The 15,706-nt window shown below is 62.3% G+C and carries 15 protein-coding genes; all 15 read left to right on the top strand.

Annotated elements, in window-relative coordinates:
• Positions 1-286 precede the first annotated feature (286 nt).
• The 15 genes from rpsB to rnhB all read left to right on the top strand — a co-directional run bounded on the left by rpsB (position 287) and on the right by rnhB (position 15,703).
• Positions 287-1,039, top strand: coding sequence for a 30S ribosomal protein S2 (gene rpsB, locus QCE79_RS07450; RefSeq protein WP_244827760.1), 753 nt, complete (start codon positions 287-289; stop codon positions 1,037-1,039).
• 160 nt (positions 1,040-1,199) lie between these two features.
• A complete protein-coding gene (gene tsf / locus QCE79_RS07445) occupies positions 1,200-2,081 on the top strand; it encodes a translation elongation factor Ts (protein WP_244828013.1) in 882 nt (293 codons plus the stop codon).
• Positions 2,082-2,285: 204 nt separating this feature from the next.
• Positions 2,286-2,999, top strand: a complete 714-nt coding sequence (gene pyrH / locus QCE79_RS07440) for a UMP kinase (protein WP_244827761.1) — start codon at positions 2,286-2,288, stop codon at positions 2,997-2,999.
• A gap of 136 nt (positions 3,000-3,135) precedes the next feature.
• Complete coding sequence (frr, locus tag QCE79_RS07435; protein ID WP_244827762.1) at positions 3,136-3,696, top strand: ribosome recycling factor; 561 nt, start codon at positions 3,136-3,138, stop codon at positions 3,694-3,696.
• A gap of 82 nt (positions 3,697-3,778) precedes the next feature.
• Positions 3,779-4,561, top strand: coding sequence for a polyprenyl diphosphate synthase (uppS, locus tag QCE79_RS07430; protein WP_244827763.1), 783 nt, complete (start codon positions 3,779-3,781; stop codon positions 4,559-4,561).
• On the top strand, positions 4,555-5,367 hold the full coding sequence (locus QCE79_RS07425; protein ID WP_244827764.1) for a phosphatidate cytidylyltransferase: 813 nt from the start codon (positions 4,555-4,557) through the stop codon (positions 5,365-5,367). Before uppS ends, QCE79_RS07425 begins: the two co-directional genes overlap by 7 nt.
• A gap of 10 nt (positions 5,368-5,377) precedes the next feature.
• Entirely contained in the window at positions 5,378-6,595 is a 1,218-nt protein-coding gene (locus QCE79_RS07420) for a 1-deoxy-D-xylulose-5-phosphate reductoisomerase (protein WP_250464499.1), read from the top strand.
• A gap of 7 nt (positions 6,596-6,602) precedes the next feature.
• A complete protein-coding gene (rseP, locus tag QCE79_RS07415; protein WP_250464501.1) occupies positions 6,603-7,976 on the top strand; it encodes an RIP metalloprotease RseP in 1,374 nt (457 codons plus the stop codon).
• Positions 7,977-8,053: 77 nt separating this feature from the next.
• On the top strand, positions 8,054-10,366 hold the full coding sequence (bamA, locus tag QCE79_RS07410) for an outer membrane protein assembly factor BamA (RefSeq protein ID WP_244827767.1): 2,313 nt from the start codon (positions 8,054-8,056) through the stop codon (positions 10,364-10,366).
• An 84-nt stretch (positions 10,367-10,450) separates the two neighbouring features.
• Positions 10,451-10,990, top strand: coding sequence for an OmpH family outer membrane protein (locus QCE79_RS07405; RefSeq protein WP_244827768.1), 540 nt, complete (start codon positions 10,451-10,453; stop codon positions 10,988-10,990).
• Positions 10,991-11,020: 30 nt separating this feature from the next.
• A complete protein-coding gene (lpxD, locus tag QCE79_RS07400; protein ID WP_309845241.1) occupies positions 11,021-12,112 on the top strand; it encodes a UDP-3-O-(3-hydroxymyristoyl)glucosamine N-acyltransferase in 1,092 nt (363 codons plus the stop codon).
• 396 nt (positions 12,113-12,508) lie between these two features.
• Positions 12,509-12,967 (top strand): 3-hydroxyacyl-ACP dehydratase FabZ, encoded by a 459-nt coding sequence (gene fabZ / locus QCE79_RS07395; RefSeq protein WP_244827769.1) that lies wholly within the window; start codon positions 12,509-12,511, stop codon positions 12,965-12,967.
• Positions 12,968-13,022: 55 nt separating this feature from the next.
• Positions 13,023-13,811: an acyl-ACP--UDP-N-acetylglucosamine O-acyltransferase gene (gene lpxA / locus QCE79_RS07390; protein ID WP_309843075.1), complete on the top strand. Its 789-nt coding sequence runs from the start codon at positions 13,023-13,025 to the stop codon at positions 13,809-13,811.
• A 9-nt stretch (positions 13,812-13,820) separates the two neighbouring features.
• On the top strand, positions 13,821-14,987 hold the full coding sequence (gene lpxB, locus QCE79_RS07385) for a lipid-A-disaccharide synthase (protein WP_309843072.1): 1,167 nt from the start codon (positions 13,821-13,823) through the stop codon (positions 14,985-14,987).
• Positions 14,987-15,703 (top strand): ribonuclease HII, encoded by a 717-nt coding sequence (gene rnhB, locus QCE79_RS07380; RefSeq protein ID WP_244827772.1) that lies wholly within the window; start codon positions 14,987-14,989, stop codon positions 15,701-15,703. Before lpxB ends, rnhB begins: the two co-directional genes overlap by 1 nt.
• Positions 15,704-15,706: the final 3 nt, after the last annotated feature.

Genomic DNA, 15,706 nt, shown 5'->3' with positions numbered 1-15,706 from the left:
ATGGATCGGGCTTCCCCAAGCGCTTTCGGGCACCTGCAAGCGGCTTGAGCTAGTCAATCCTCACATGCTATAGTTACGGGCTAAGTCCTATCCACACTTTTATCTAGGTGTAGTAGGGCTTGGAAAGTAGGTTGAAAGTTAGGGTGGCGGGACGTCTCGCTTCTCTTACAGACAATCGTTCGATTCGCAAGCCGGCGCACCCAGGGTGTCCGGCGTCCGGTTAGCTAGAAGCACCGGGCGCGGGATGCGGCAGCCGGCTTAAGACCCAACCCTCGCGGAGAATTTCATGGCAGTCACGATGCGTCAAATGCTGGAAGCCGGTGTCCACTTCGGTCACCAAACGCGCTTCTGGAACCCCAAGATGGCCCCGTTCATCTTCGGTCATCGCAACAAGATTCACATCATCAACCTCGAAAAGACGCTGCCGCTCTACAACGACGCGCTGAAGTACGTGCGCCAGTTGGCAGCGAACCGCGGCACGATCCTGTTCGTGGGCACGAAGCGTCAATCTCGCGACACCATCGCTCAGGAAGCCGCCCGCTCGGGTATGCCTTTCGTCAACGCCCGCTGGCTCGGCGGCATGCTGACCAACTTCAAGACCTTGAAGGTTTCGATCAAGCGCCTGAAGGACATGGAAGCATCCGTCGAATCGGGTGAAACCGAGCGCATGAGCAAGAAGGAAGCGCTTCTGTTCGAACGCGAAATGCAGAAGTTGCAGAAGTCGATCGGCGGCGTGAAGGACATGGGCGGCATTCCGGACGCGATCTTCGTGATCGACGTCGGCTACCACAAGATTGCCGTGACCGAAGCCAAGAAGCTTGGTATTCCGGTCATCGCCGTGGTCGACACGAACCACTCGCCGGAAGGCATCGACTACGTCATTCCGGGTAACGACGACGCCAGCAAGGCCGTCGCGCTGTACGCCGAAGGCGTGGCCGACGCGATCCTCGAAGGCCGTGCGAACGCGGTGAACGACGTGGTCCAGGCTGTCCGCGAAGGCGACGGCGACGAGTTCGTCGAGGTCAACGCAGAGGCGTAATCGAGCCCTGCGGCCGACATAAAAGGGGGCTTTGCGAAAGGCCCCTTTTTTTTAAGCCGCGGCACTCGGGAGCGCGGCATTGCGTTCTCGCACGTCTAGTACCCTTTCCCGTGGCGGATTCAAGCGGCGGGACGTATCAAACAGACTCAAGGAGCGAATGATGGCGGCAATTACCGCAAGCATGGTGGCAGAACTGCGCGCGAAGACCGACGCGCCGATGATGGAATGCAAGAAGGCGCTGACGGAAGCCGACGGCGACATGGCGCGCGCCGAAGAGCTGCTGCGCGTGAAGCTCGGCAACAAGGCGAGCAAGGCGGCATCGCGCGTGACGGCTGAAGGCATCGTCACGTCGTATATCGACGGCGGCGTGGGCGCGCTCGTCGAACTGAACTGCGAAACCGACTTCGTTGCCAAGAACGACGACTTCCTGGCCTTCGCCAAGACGATCGCCGAACTCGTGGCCAAGAACAATCCGGCTGACGTGGCCGCGCTCTCCGCGCTGCCGCTCGAAAGCTCGACGGTCGACGCCGTGCGCCTCGCGCTCGTCGGCAAGATCGGTGAAAACCTGTCGATTCGCCGTTTCGTGCGCTTTGAATCCGCGAACAAGCTGGCCTCGTATCTGCACGGTGCGCGTATCGGTGTTCTGGTCGAGTTCACGGGCGCGGACGAGCAAGTCGGCAAGGACGTCGCCATGCACGTCGCGGCCATGAAGCCGGTCTCGCTGTCGTCGGACGAAGTGCCGGCCGACCTGATCGCGAAGGAACGCAGCATCGCCGAGCAAAAGGCCGCTGAATCGGGCAAGCCGGCTGAAATCGTCGCCAAGATGGTCGAAGGCAGCGTCCAGAAGTACCTGAAGGAAGTGTCGCTCCTGAACCAGCCGTTCGTGAAGAACGACAAGCAGACGATCGAACAGATGTTGAAGGCCGCAAACGCGTCGGTGCAGAAGTTCGCGCTGTTCGTGGTGGGCGAGGGCATCGAGAAGCGTCAGGACGACTTCGCGGCGGAAGTGGCTGCGCAAGTTGCTGCCGCCAAGCAAGGCTGAGTTTTAAAGTGAAGGCGCTCGGCGGTATGGCGGCGCCGGGCATCGAAAGGCAGTAAGGCGGCAAGGCATCGCGCGGGCGCGGCGAATTCGGGAAAACCCGTATGCGTCGCGCCCGTCGCCCGATCCGGCCGCTTGCGGTAAATATTGTTTCACCCCTACAGTTCTACGTTGTTGCAACCCTCCTCGGCGCGATCGGAAACTCATATGCCCACAGCCTACAAACGCGTACTCCTCAAACTCTCCGGCGAAGCCCTCATGGGCGACGATGCCTTCGGCATCAATCGCGCAACAATCGAAAGGATGGTGGCGGATGTCGCTGAAGTAGTGCGGATGGGCACGCAAATGGCCGTCGTGATCGGCGGCGGCAACATCTTCCGTGGCGTGGCGGGCGGCGCGGCCGGCATGGACCGGGCGACGGCCGACTACATGGGCATGCTCGCGACCATGATGAACGCGCTGGCGCTGCAAGACGCCATGCGTCACGCCGGCATCGAAGCGCGCGTTCAGTCCGCGCTGCGCATGGACCAGGTGGTCGAGCCGTACATCCGCCCCCGCGCGATTCGCCAGCTCGAAGAAGGCAAGGTCGTGATCTTCGCGGCCGGCACGGGCAACCCGTTCTTCACAACCGACACCGCTGCCGCCTTGCGTGGCGCGGAAGTGGGCGCCGAAGTGGTGTTGAAAGCAACCAAGGTCGATGGCGTATACTCCGCCGACCCGAAGAAAGATCCGAGCGCCACGCGCTACAGCACGATCAGCTTCGACGAAGCGATCGGCCGCAATCTGCAAGTCATGGACGCCACGGCTTTCGCGCTGTGTCGCGACCAAAAGCTGCCGATCCGCGTGTTCTCGATCACGAAGCCGGGCGCGCTCAAGCGCATCGTGCAAGGCGACGACGAAGGTACGCTCGTCCACGTGTAAACTCTCGCGTTGAGAGTGGTCAACGAGAAGTTCAAGCGACGTTGAAAGGGCGCCGCGCCGCGGCCGGTGTGGAGCACGCCGGAAGATCGCGCGAAGGCGCCTAGATTGCCAGTAACCCAAGGTTTCGGAGGTTCAAATGAGTGTGGCTGACATTAAAAAAGGCGTCGACCAGAAGATGACGCGGTCGATCGAAGCGTTCAAGGCCGATCTCGCGAAGATCCGCACGGGCCGCGCCCACACGGGTCTGCTCGATCACATCCAGGTCGACTACTACGGCTCGAATGTGCCCATCTCCCAAGTGGCGAACATGACGCTCGTCGACGCCCGCACGATCGGCGTGCAGCCGTGGGAAAAGAAGATGGTCGGCGTCGTCGAAAAGGCGATCCGCGAGTCGGACCTCGGTCTGAACCCGGCAACGCAGGGCGATTTGATCCGCGTGCCAATGCCCGCGCTCACCGAGGAGCGCCGCCGCGAGCTGACCAAGGTCGTGAAGAGCGAAGGCGAATCGGCGAAGATCGCCGTTCGTAACCTGCGCCGCGACGCGAACGAGCAACTGAAGAAGCTCGTGAAGGACAAAGAGATTTCGGAAGACGACGAGCGCCGCGCGAGCGACGACGTGCAGAAATTCACCGACAAGTTCGTCGCCGAAATCGACAAGCTCGTCCAGACCAAAGAAGCCGAAATCATGACGGTGTGAGGCCGTAGATACGGTCTTGCCAGCCTCGACCATTTAGATTGAGGCTGGCTCTCACTTCTGTCGATTTCAAGATTCAACGGCCATGACCTATACCAGCTCTACCGTTCGCGTGCCCGATGTCGCGGCTGTCCCGCGCCACGTCGCGATCATCATGGACGGCAACGGCCGTTGGGCGACCGAGCGGCGCCTGCCGCGCGTCGCCGGTCACACCCGCGGCGTCGATGCGGTGCGCGCCACCGTCGAAAGTTGCGCGCGGCGCGGCGTCGAATTCGTCACGCTGTTCGCGTTCAGTTCCGAAAACTGGCGCCGTCCGACCGAGGAAGTGTCGTTTCTCATGCGCCTGTTCGTGACCGCGCTCGAGCGCGAGATCGGCAAGCTGCACGCCAACGGCATCCGTCTGCGCGTGGTCGGCGACACCGCCATGTTCGACGACCGCATCCGCGCGCTCATTCAGCGTGCCGAGACCAAGACGGCGCGCAATACGCGTTTGACGCTCACCATCGCCGCCAATTACGGCGGGCGCTGGGACATCATGCAGGCGACGAAGAAGCTCATCGCGCAATCGCTCGAACAGGGCGTGCCGGCGCGCGTGGACGACGAATCCTTCGCCGAGCATCTCGCCATGGCTTACGCGCCCGAGCCGGATCTCTTCATCCGTACGGGCGGCGAGCAGCGCATCAGCAATTTTCTGCTGTGGCAACTCGCCTACACCGAGTTCTATTTCACCGATACCTACTGGCCCGATTTCGACGCCGAAGCGCTGGATCGCGCCATCGCGTCGTATGGCGAGCGTGAACGCCGCTTCGGGCGCACCAGCGCACAAGTCGAAAACCAATCGCAGAAGGCCGACACCCTTTCATGCTAAGAACCCGTGTCATCACGGCAATCGTCCTGCTTGCGGTCCTCGTGCCGGTCACGTTGTTCGCGCCGATCGGCGTATTCGGGGCGTTGATCGGTTTTGTCGTCGTCTTCGCCGCATGGGAATGGGGACGGCTCCTCAAGCTCAACGGCGCGGGTCCGGTGGCCTACGCGCTCATTGCGGGACTCGCGCTCATTTTCAGCACGTTTCTCGGCGTCGCGCCCAAGGCGCTCTTCGAAATGGCCGCTATTTTCTGGGTGTTGGCCGGGCCATATGCGCTTTTGCGCAAGCCCGTGCTTTCGGCGGGTGCGTGGCGCGGCTTCCTGCTTTTTGCCGGAATCGTCGTGTTCGTGGCCTGCTGGCACGCGGTGGTCGCGGCCCGCACCGTGGGCGTGGCTTTCGTGCTATCGCTTCTTCTAGTAGTCTGGCTGGCCGATGTGGGCGCATACTTCGCCGGCAAAGCCCTTGGCCGCCACAAGCTGGCCCCGTCCATCAGTCCGGGCAAGACCTGGGAAGGCGCGATCGGCGGCTGGGTCGCGGTGATGGTCATCGGCACGATTGCCGCCGCCACCGCTTTCGAGGCGCCGACCGTCTTCAGCGCGTTCGTCGAACATCTAGGCTGGGCGCGCGCGCTCCTCGCGCTGACCGTGCTGGTTGCGTTCAGCGTGGTCGGCGACTTGTTCGAATCGCTCCTTAAGCGCCAGGCGGGCGTCAAGGATTCGAGCGGTTTGCTGCCGGGTCACGGCGGCGTACTCGACCGGATCGACGCGTTGCTGCCCGTACTGCCGATTGCATTGCTGATGCTCGGCTAGAGAAGAATTCATGCAAAAACGTCTTACATTGCTCGGCTCCACGGGCTCGATCGGCGACAGCACGCTCGACGTCGTGGCGCGGCACCCGGACCGTTTCTCGGTCTACGCGCTCACCGCGCATCGCAACGGCGACAAGCTCGTCGAACAGTGTCTGCGCTTCACGCCCGAAGTAGCCGTGGTCGGCGACGCGGAAACGGCTGCGCACGTGGCGGGCGCCTTGAACGCCGCGGGCTGCAAAACCGAGGTGACGCACGGCGAAGCCGCGCTGGTCGAGGTGGCGCGGGCGTCGCAATGCGACACCGTGGTCGCGGCCATCGTCGGCGCGGCGGGCCTTGCGCCTACGCTCGCGGCGGCGCGCGCGGGCAAGCGCATCCTGCTTGCCAACAAGGAAGCGCTCGTCATGTCCGGCCAGATTTTCATGGATGCGGTGCGTGACAACGGCGCCATCCTGCTGCCGGTGGACAGCGAACATAACGCCGTGTTTCAGTGCCTGCCGCCCTGCGCGGACAGCGAGGCAAAGCTGCACGGCGGCGTATCGAAGATCATCCTGACCGCATCGGGCGGCCCGTTTCGCACGCGCGAGCCGGCAACGCTCATCGACGTCACGCCGGACGAAGCCTGCAAGCACCCGAACTGGGCAATGGGCCGCAAGATTTCCGTCGATTCCGCGACCATGATGAACAAGGGCCTCGAAGTCATCGAGGCTCACTGGCTCTTCAATTTGCCCGGTTCGCGCATCGAGGTGCTGATTCATCCGCAAAGCGTGATCCATTCCATGGTCTCGTATGCGGACGGCTCCGTGCTCGCGCAACTCGGCAACCCGGACATGCGCACGCCGATCGCACATGCGCTGGCGTTTCCGGATCGCGTCGATTCGGGCGTCGCGCCGCTCGATCTCGCACAGATCGCCACGCTCAGTTTCGAAAAGCCGGACTTCACGCGCTTTCCGTGTCTCGCGCTCGCAATCGGCGCGCTGGAAGCGGGCGGTCTGGCAAGCGCGGCGCTGAATGCCGCAAACGAGATCGCGGTGGAAGCGTTCCTCGCGCGCCGCATCGGTTTCATGGCGATCGGCGATGTCGTCGATCGCGTGCTGAACTCCTTGCCAAACGGCAGCGCTGCATCGCTCGACGACGTCCTCGCCGCCGATGCGAACGCGCGCCGTCTGGCGCATCGGTTTGTCGCGGAACTCACCGCCAGCGCGCCAGGCGCCGAGTCCATCGCCCATTGAGGCCGTCATGAACTTTCTGACCGAAATCGTCGCCTTCGTCGTTGCGATTGGCGTACTTGTCGTCGTCCACGAATTCGGTCACTACAGCGTCGCGCGCATGTGCGGCGTCAAGGTGCTGCGTTTTTCCGTGGGCTTCGGCAAGCCGCTCGTGAGCTGGGTCAGCAAGAAGACCGGCGTCGAGTGGACCATTGCCGCGTTGCCGCTCGGCGGTTACGTGAAGATGCTCGACGAGCGCGAAAGCGAAGAGAGCATCGCGCCCGAGGACCTGCCACGCGCCTTCAACCGGCAGCCGGTCGTGAAGCGCATTGCGATTGTCGCGGCGGGGCCTGTCGCGAACTTCATTCTTGCCATCGTGCTGTTCGCGGCGGTATTCGCGGGCGGCGTGTCGGAGCCCGAAGCAATCGTCGCGACGCCCGTGGCGAACACGGCAGCCGCGCGCGCGGGTTTCGAAGGCGGCGAAAAGATCGTTTCGATGCGCGACGCGGACAACGGCGGCGAAACGCACGCTATTCGCTCGTGGTCGGATCTGCGTTGGAAGATTCTCGATGCATCGTTCGATCATCGCCGCATCGTGCTTTCGGCGAAGACGCACGAAGGCACGTACGACTTTCCGCTGAGTGTCGGCACCATTTCGGATGCGGACGCCGAGCAGGACTTCATGGACAAGCTCGGCTTCACGCCGGGCGGTGGCACGCTTACGGTCGCGGGTGTGGAGGCGGGCAGCGCCGCGCAAAAGAGCGGTCTGCAGGCGGGCGACAAGCTGCGCGCAATAGACGGCCATAACGTCGATAACGCGACGAGCTTCATCGACTACGTGAAGGCGCACGGCGCGAAAGCGGTCACGCTCACGATCGAGCGTGCGGGCAAGCAGCAGACGGTGCAGGTGACGCCCGACGTCAAGCACGATGCGGCGAGCGGCAAGGATATCGGCCGTATAGGTGCTGCGCTCGCCAATCAGTTGCCTAGCGTCGACGTGCGTTACGGACCGGTGGAAAGTCTGCGTCTCGGCGTGAATCGCACGTGGGACATCAGCATGTATTCGCTGCGCATGTTCGGGCGGATGATCACCGGCGAGGCATCGCTCAAGAACCTTTCGGGACCGGTCACGATTGCGGACTATGCAGGAAAGAGCGCGCGTTTGGGTCTGGCGGCTTTCGTTTCCTTTCTCGCGCTCGTGAGTATCAGCCTCGGTGTGTTGAACTTGTTACCGATTCCGGTTTTGGACGGTGGGCATCTGTTATATTATTTGGTTGAAGCCGTTACCGGCAAGGCGGTGTCCGATCGCTGGCAGCTGGTTCTGCAACGGGCGGGGCTGGTGTGCATCGTCGCTTTGTCGATGATCGCGCTGTTCAATGACCTGGCTCGCCTGATCCGTTTCTGATCCACTTTGACAATCTCTGGCGGCGTTGTTCGAGCGACCGCCGGAATGAATGCAGCTTTAAATACTGGGGAAGCACGTTGTTCAAACCTCATCGCTTTGTTCCTAAGACGGCTGTAGCCGCGGCGCTTGCCGCAACGGGTATCACGGCACACGCCGTTACGCCGTTCGTCGTGCAGGATATTCGGATCGAAGGTCTTCAGCGCATCGAACCGGGTTCCGTGTTCGCCTATCTGCCGATCAAGCAAGGCGACACGTTCACCGACGACAAGGCCTCCGAAGCGATTCGCGCCCTCTATGCAACGGGCTTCTTCAACGACGTTCAAATCGCAACCGAAGGCAATGTCGTGGTCGTGCAGGTGCAAGAACGGCCGGCCATTTCGAGCATCGATTTCGCGGGTCTGCACGAGTTCGACAAGGACACCATCACCAAGGCGCTGCGCTCGGTCGGCTTGTCGCAAGGCCGCTCCTACGACAAGGCGCTGCTCGACAAGGCCGAACAGGAACTGAAACGTCAGTACCTGACGCGCGGCTACTACGCGGCCGAAGTCACCACCACCGTCACGCCGGTCGACCGTAATCGCGTCACCATTCTGTTCTCGGTGGCCGAAGGTCCGAGCGCGAAGATTCGCCAGATCAACTTCGTCGGCAACAAGGCCGTGAGTTCGAGCACGCTGCTCGGCGAAATGCAGCTCTCCACGCCGAACTGGTTCTCCTGGTACACGAAGAGCGATCTCTACGCGAAAGAAAAGCTCACGGGCGACCTCGAAAATGTCCGCTCGTACTATCTGAATCACGGTTACCTCGAGTTCAGCATCGACTCCACGCAGGTGTCGATCTCGCCGGACAAGAAGGACATGTACCTGACCGTCGCCTTGCATGAAGGCGAGCCGTACAAGGTCAGCAGCGTCAAGCTGTCGGGCAATCTGCTGAGTCGCGACGCCGAGTTGAGCAAGCTCATCAAGATCAAACCGGGCGAACTCTTTTCGGCCGAGAAGCTGCAGTCCTCGACCAAGGCCGTCGTCGACAAGCTCGGTGAATACGGCTACGCGTTCGCACAGGTCAACGCGCAGCCGGAAATCGATCAGGCGCATCACACGGTGGCGCTCACGCTGCAAGTGGATCCGAGCCGCCGCGTGTATGTGCGCCGCGTGAATATCGACGGCAACACCCGTACGCGGGACGAAGTCGTGCGTCGCGAAATGCGTCAGCTGGAAAGCTCGTGGTTCGATTCGAGCCGCCTTGCGCTCTCGAAAGACCGCATCAACCGTCTCGGTTACTTCACGGATGTCGATGTCACCACCACGCCGGTGGAAGGCACCAACGACCAGGTGGACGTGGACGTAAAGGTCGCGGAAAAGCCGACCGGCGCCATCACGCTGGGTGCGGGTTTCTCGTCGACGGACAAGGTGGTGCTCTCGGCAGGCGTCTCGCAGGACAACGTGTTCGGCTCCGGCACGAGTCTCTCGGTGAACGTGAACACCGCGAAGACCTACCGTACCTTGACGGTCACGCAGGTCGATCCGTACTTCACCATCGACGGTATCAAGCGGATCACGGACGCCTACTACCGCACGTATCAGCCGCTCTACTACTCGACTGATTCGAGCTTCAAGATCGTGACGATGGGCGCGGACACCAAGTTCGGCATTCCGTTCTCCGAGCAGGACACGGTCTTCTTCGGCGTCGGCGCCGAGCAGAACACCATGGACGTCGACTCGGCCACGCCGCAGTCGTACATCAACTACGTGAACGAATTCGGTCGCGTGGTGAACAACTATCCGCTGACGGTTGGCTGGTCGCGCGACAATCGCGACAGCGCGCTCGTGCCGAGCCGCGGTTACTACCTGCAATCGAACGCGGAGTACGGCACGCCTATCGGCAACACGACCTACGCTAAATTCGACGCGCAGTTCCAGTATTACTACTCGTTCGCGCGCGGCTTCGTGCTCGGCTTCAACCTGCAAGGCGGTTACGGCAAGGGCCTCGACGGCCAGACGTACCCGATCTTCAAGAACTACTACGCGGGCGGTATCGGCTCGGTGCGCGGTTACTCGCCGAGTTCGCTGGGTCCGCGTGACGCGAAAACGGGCGACCCGATCGGCGGTTCGCGCATGGCGGTGGGTAATATCGAACTCACGTTCCCGCTGCCGGGAACGGGTTATGACCGCACGCTGCGCGTCTTCACCTTCCTCGACGCCGGCAACGTCTGGGGCGACCCGAATCAGGGCGGCACGAGCGCCGGCGCGAACGGCTTGCGGTATGGCTATGGTGTCGGTCTTGCATGGATCTCGCCAATCGGCCCGCTCAAGCTGAGCCTGGGCTTCCCGCTGCAGAAACATGAAGGCGACCAGTATCAGAAGTTCCAGTTCCAGATCGGCACGGCGTTCTAAGCTGCGTCGCGACGAGAACAGAGGCTTCATTCATTTCGACGTAACGTGAGGAACACTTTGCGAACCGGTAAGCTTTCGAAACATATGGCGCTGGCGCTTGCGTTGTCGATGGTTCTCGGCCTGGGTGCGGCTGCGAGCGCGAGCGCTCAGGAAGCGCGCATCGCCGCGGTCAACTCCGACCGCATCCTGCGCGAGTCGGCGGCGGCGAAGGCTGCGCAGTCGAAACTCGAGCAGGAGTTCTCCAAGCGCGACAAGGCGCTGCAGGACATGGCGCAGCGCATGAAGGCCATGTCCGACAACATGGACAAGAATGGCGCCTCGCTCGCGCCAACCGACCGCGCCGCGCGCCAACGCGATCTGGCGCAGCTCGACGCCGACTTCCAGCGCAAGCAGCGCGAGTTTCGCGAAGACCTGAATCAGCGTCGTAACGAAGAACTCGCGGCGGTGCTGGATCGCGCGAACAAGGTCATCAAGCAGATCGCGGAACAGCAGCATTACGATCTGATCGTGCAGGAAGCGGTGTATGTGAGCCCGCGCATCGATATCACGGATCAAGTGCTGAAGGCGCTGGCTGCGAGCACGCAAAATGGTGCGAGCGGCGCGAGTGGCGCAAGCTCGAACTGACACGGAGTAATTGAACGCATGGCATCAGGCATGGCGATCACGCTCGACGAATTGGTCAGCCGCTTTGGCGGCGAGATAGTCGGCGCGGGCACGCAAAAGGTCGAGGCGCTTGCGCCGCTCGACAAAGCCGGCCCCGCGCAACTCGCGTTTCTCGCCAACCAGAAGTATCTGGCGCAAGTCGAGACGACGCGCGCCGGCGCGGTGTTGATCTCGCCCGCCGATCTGGAGAAGGTGGGCAATCGTGCGGGCACGAATTTCATCGTCACGGCGAACCCTTACGCTTATTTCGCTCGCGTCGCACAGGCGTTTATCGATCTTGCAACGCCCGTCTCGAAGCCCGGCGTGAATCCGAGCGCGTATGTCGATCCGGCTGCGCACGTCGCGGCGAGCGCGGTGATCGGGCCTCATGTGACGGTGGAAGCGGGCGCGGTCGTCGGTGAGCGCGTGAAACTGGATGCAGGTGTGGTCATCGGACGCGGCGTGAAGTTGGGCGACGACGTGCATCTGTATCCGAACGTCACCGTGTATCACGGCTGCAAACTGGGTGCGCGCGTGATCGTGCACGCCGGCGCGGTCATTGGCGCGGATGGCTTCGGCTTCGCGCCGGATTTCGTGGGCGAAGGCGATGCTCGCACCGGTACCTGGGTGAAGATTCCGCAGGTGGGCGCGGTGGACATCGGCGAGGACGTGGAAATTGGCGCGAACACCACGATCGATCGCGGCGCCATGGCGGATACCGTCATCGAAGAAAGCGTGAAGATCGACAATCTCGTGCAGATCGGGCACAACTGCCGCATCGGCGCGTACACGGTTATCGCCGGTTGTGCGGGTATCGCGGGCAGCACGAATATCGGGCGGCATTGCATGATCGGCGGCGCAGTGGGCATCGCAGGCCACGTCACATTGGCGGACTACGTGATCGTCACGGCGCAGTCGGGCGTCTCCAAGTCGCTGACGAAGCCTGGCATGTACACGAGCGCTTTCCCGGCGGTGAATCATGCCGACTGGAACAAAAGCGCAGCGCTGGTGCGCAATCTGGACAAGCTGCGTGATCGCATCAAGGCGCTCGAAACGGCGTTGGGCGAGAAAGCAGGTAAGGGCGACGCGGGCTGCGCGGAGTAAGCAAGCCAAGATCCGCTGGTTCAAAGCACTTGCCGGCAACCTTGATACGGGCAGTAAGCCGGCGACGTCAGCAATTTCAGCAGCGCAAGGGGTTGGTATTCTCACCGAGGCAGCGTCGAAACGTGCCGTGAGCAGGCCGAGTCAAGCAGTGTAAAAGCAGTGTAAAAGCGTCGAGGGTTCGTATCATCGCCGGCGCATAAACGAAACGCGCAGTAAGCGAGCCGGGTTCAACGGTTTCAAAAGGCGTCGACGGTCCATCCCATCATCGAGGCAGCAACAATACACGCAGCAAGCCGCATCGAAGATAAACACAAAGGCATTTCCGGCGGGCGCAAGATTCGTTCAACGCGTCCGCAGTCAATTTCCGCGCACAATACGCGCGCGAGCAGAACGACCATGAGCACAGAAAAAATCAACCTCGATATTCACAAGATCCTCACGCTGCTGCCGCATCGGTATCCGATCCTGCTCGTGGATCGCGTACTCGAACTCGAGCCGCACAAGAGCATCAAAGCGCTGAAGAACGTGACGATCAACGAGCCGTATTTTCAGGGTCACTTCCCGACGCGGCCCGTCATGCCCGGCGTGCTGATTCTCGAAGCGCTCGCGCAGACCGCGGCGCTCCTGACTTTCGCCGAGGAACCGCACGATCCGTCAACCACGCTGTATTACTTCGTGGGTATCGACGGCGCGCGCTTCAAGCGCGTAGTGGAGCCGGGCGATCAACTGATCCTCAACGTCAACTTCGAGCGGTACATGCGAGGCATCTGGAAGTTCAAGGCGCGCGCCGAAGTGGACGGCGTGACCGCTGCCGAGGCCGAGCTCATGTGTACCGTGAAGAACACGGCCGCCTGAGGCCGCGTTCACCGTCAAGACACAGGCAGCACGAACAGCTTGAGGCGATAAGCGCATGAGCAAGATTCACCCTACCGCGATCATCGAGCCGGGCGCTCGACTCGACGATACCGTCGAAATCGGACCGTACGCGATCGTCGGCCCCCACGTCGTGATCGGCGCGGGCACGACGGTCGGTTCGCACAGCGTGCTCGAAGGGCACACGAGCATCGGACGCGACAACCGCATCGGCCACTATGCGTCGATCGGCGGGCGCCCGCAGGACATGAAATACCGCGACGAGCCCACGCGTCTCGTGATCGGCGACCGCAATACCATCCGTGAATTCACCACGCTGCATACCGGCACGGCGCAGGATCAGGGCGAGACGTCCATCGGCGACGATTGCTGGATCATGGCTTACGTGCACGTCGGCCATGATTGCCGGCTCGGCAACAACATCATCATGTCGAGCAACGCGCAACTGGCGGGCCATGTGACGGTCGGCGATCACGCTATCGTCGGCGGCATGTCGGGCGTGCATCAGTTCGTGCGTATCGGCGCGCATTCCATGCTGGGCGGGGCTTCCGCGCTCGTGCAGGACGTGCCGCCGTTCGTCATCGCGGCGGGTAACAAGGCCGAGCCGCACGGTATCAATGTCGAAGGGTTGCGCCGGCGCGGCTTCACGCCCGACGCCATTTCGGCGCTGCGCCAGGCGTATCGCATCGTCTACAAGAGCGGTTTGTCACTCGAAGAAGCGAAATTGCAACTGAAGGAGCTGGGCAAGGCAGGCGGCGAGGGCGATGCTCCGGTCAAGGCGTTCTCCGATTTCATCGCGACGTCGCAGCGCGGCATCATCCGCTAAGCGCGCCCGATGACGCCAATCACCCACTCGCCACGCATTGCGATGGTCGCGGGCGAGCCTTCCGGCGACCTGCTCGCGGCGTCGCTGCTTCAAGGTTTGCAAGAAAGGTTGCCTGCCGATACGCGTTACAGCGGCATCGGCGGTCCGCGCATGACTGCGGCGGGCTTCGAAGCCCACTGGCCCATGGACAAGCTGTCCGTGCGCGGCTATGTCGAAGCGCTGCGCCATATTCCCGAAATTCTCGGCATTCGCAACGAACTGAAGCGGCAACTGCTCGCGGAGCCGCCGTCGGTGTTCATCGGCGTCGACGCGCCCGATTTCAATTTCGGTCTCGAAGAGCCATTGCGCGCAGCGGGCATTTCGACGGTGCACTTCGTCTGCCCGTCGATCTGGGCGTGGCGCGGTGGCCGCATCAAGAAGATCGTGAAAGCGGTCGATCACATGCTGTGCGTCTTTCCGTTCGAAATCGCGTTGATGGAAAAGGCGGGCGTGGCGGCGAGCTATGTCGGCCATCCGCTCGCCGATGAAATCCCGCTCGAACCGGATGTCGCTGGCGCGCGACGCGAACTCGGTATCGCACAAGGCGGTCCGGTGATTGCCGTGCTGCCGGGCAGCCGCCGCTCGGAGATCGCGCTGATCGGCCCGACCTTTTTCGACGCCATGGAACTCATGCAGTTGCGCGAGCCCGGCGTGCGCTTTCTGATGCCGGCCGCGAACCCCGCGTTGCGCGAGCTTCTGCAGCCGCTCGTCGATGCGCATCCGAATCTCTCGCTGACGATTACCGACGGCCGCGCGCAAACCGCCATGACCGCCGCGGACGCCATCCTCGTGAAAAGCGGCACGGTCACGCTCGAAGCCGCGCTGCTCAAGAAGCCGATGGTCATTTCCTACAAGGTGCCCTGGCTCACGGGCCAGATCATGAAGCGTCAGGGCTATCTGCCCTATGTCGGCTTGCCGAACATTCTCGCGGGGCGCTTCGTGGTGCCGGAAATCCTGCAGCACTTCGCCACGCCCGAAGCGCTCGCCGACGCCACGCTCAAACAGTTGAACGACGAAGCGAACCGCCGTACCCTGACGGAGATTTTCACGGACATGCATATCGCGCTGCGTCAGAACACGTCGCAGAAGGCGGCCGACGCGGTCGCGCGAGTGCTGCAAACGCGGAGAGCCGGATAATGGCGCGTGAGACAAAGGCGGTGCGGGCGACACTCCAAAGCGGGCTGGACTTCAGTTCGCCTTTCGACATCGTCTGTGGCGTGGATGAAGCGGGGCGCGGTCCACTGGCGGGGCCGGTCGTGGCCGCCGCGGTGATCTTCGATCCCGCGAAGCCGCGCATCAACGGTCTCGACGATTCGAAGGCCTTGAGCGCGAAACGGCGCGAGGAACTTTACGAGAAGATCGTCGATCGCGCGCTTGCTTTTTGCATCGCGTCGGCAAGCGTCGAGGAAATCGACACCATCAACATCCTGCATGCTTCCATGCTCGCCATGAAGCGCGCGGTCGAAGGGCTTGCGGTTGCGCCGACGCTCGTGAAAGTGGACGGCAACCGCTGCCCGACGCTGTCGATCCGCTCGGAAGCCGTGATTGGCGGCGACGCACTCATCAAGCAGATTTCGGCGGCATCGATTCTGGCCAAGGTCACGCGCGACCGCATGCTGCTGGAATTGCACGACGTTCATCCTGTCTACGGATTCAATGCACACGCGGGCTACGGCACGCCGCAACATCTGAAAGCGCTTCATGAGCATGGGCCGTGCGAGCATCATCGGCGTTCGTTCGCGCCGGTGCGCGAGGCGCATATCCGTTTCGGCTCGATGCTGCCGGCCATCGCGCCCGAGGTGCTGCAAGCCGCCGCGACCATCAACGACGACCCCGATGCACGCGCGTTCTGAATC

It is taken from the genome of Caballeronia sp. LZ003 (assembly GCF_031451465.1).
In the GTDB taxonomy this organism is placed as follows: Bacteria; Pseudomonadota; Gammaproteobacteria; order Burkholderiales; family Burkholderiaceae; genus Caballeronia.
The sequence above is the reverse complement of the archived record's forward strand: the minus strand, read 5'-3'. Positions and strand labels throughout refer to the sequence as shown.

Bases quoted from the DNA above. Each gene is read 5' to 3' on its own strand.
- fabZ (WP_244827769.1), top strand. From the start codon at position 12,509: ATGAGCACAGAAAAAATCAACCTCGATATTCACAAGATCCTCACGCTG.
- QCE79_RS07405 (WP_244827768.1), top strand. From the start codon at position 10,451: ATGGCGCTGGCGCTTGCGTTGTCGATGGTTCTCGGCCTGGGTGCGGCT.
- frr (WP_244827762.1), top strand. From the start codon at position 3,136: ATGAGTGTGGCTGACATTAAAAAAGGCGTCGACCAGAAGATGACGCGG.
- QCE79_RS07420 (WP_250464499.1), top strand. From the start codon at position 5,378: ATGCAAAAACGTCTTACATTGCTCGGCTCCACGGGCTCGATCGGCGAC.
- tsf (WP_244828013.1), top strand. From the start codon at position 1,200: ATGGCGGCAATTACCGCAAGCATGGTGGCAGAACTGCGCGCGAAGACC.
- rseP (WP_250464501.1), top strand. From the start codon at position 6,603: ATGAACTTTCTGACCGAAATCGTCGCCTTCGTCGTTGCGATTGGCGTA.
- lpxD (WP_309845241.1), top strand. From the start codon at position 11,021: ATGGCGATCACGCTCGACGAATTGGTCAGCCGCTTTGGCGGCGAGATA.
- lpxB (WP_309843072.1), top strand. From the start codon at position 13,821: ATGACGCCAATCACCCACTCGCCACGCATTGCGATGGTCGCGGGCGAG.
- rnhB (WP_244827772.1), top strand. From the start codon at position 14,987: ATGGCGCGTGAGACAAAGGCGGTGCGGGCGACACTCCAAAGCGGGCTG.
- rpsB (WP_244827760.1), top strand. From the start codon at position 287: ATGGCAGTCACGATGCGTCAAATGCTGGAAGCCGGTGTCCACTTCGGT.
- QCE79_RS07425 (WP_244827764.1), top strand. From the start codon at position 4,555: ATGCTAAGAACCCGTGTCATCACGGCAATCGTCCTGCTTGCGGTCCTC.
- uppS (WP_244827763.1), top strand. From the start codon at position 3,779: ATGACCTATACCAGCTCTACCGTTCGCGTGCCCGATGTCGCGGCTGTC.
- lpxA (WP_309843075.1), top strand. From the start codon at position 13,023: ATGAGCAAGATTCACCCTACCGCGATCATCGAGCCGGGCGCTCGACTC.
- pyrH (WP_244827761.1), top strand. From the start codon at position 2,286: ATGCCCACAGCCTACAAACGCGTACTCCTCAAACTCTCCGGCGAAGCC.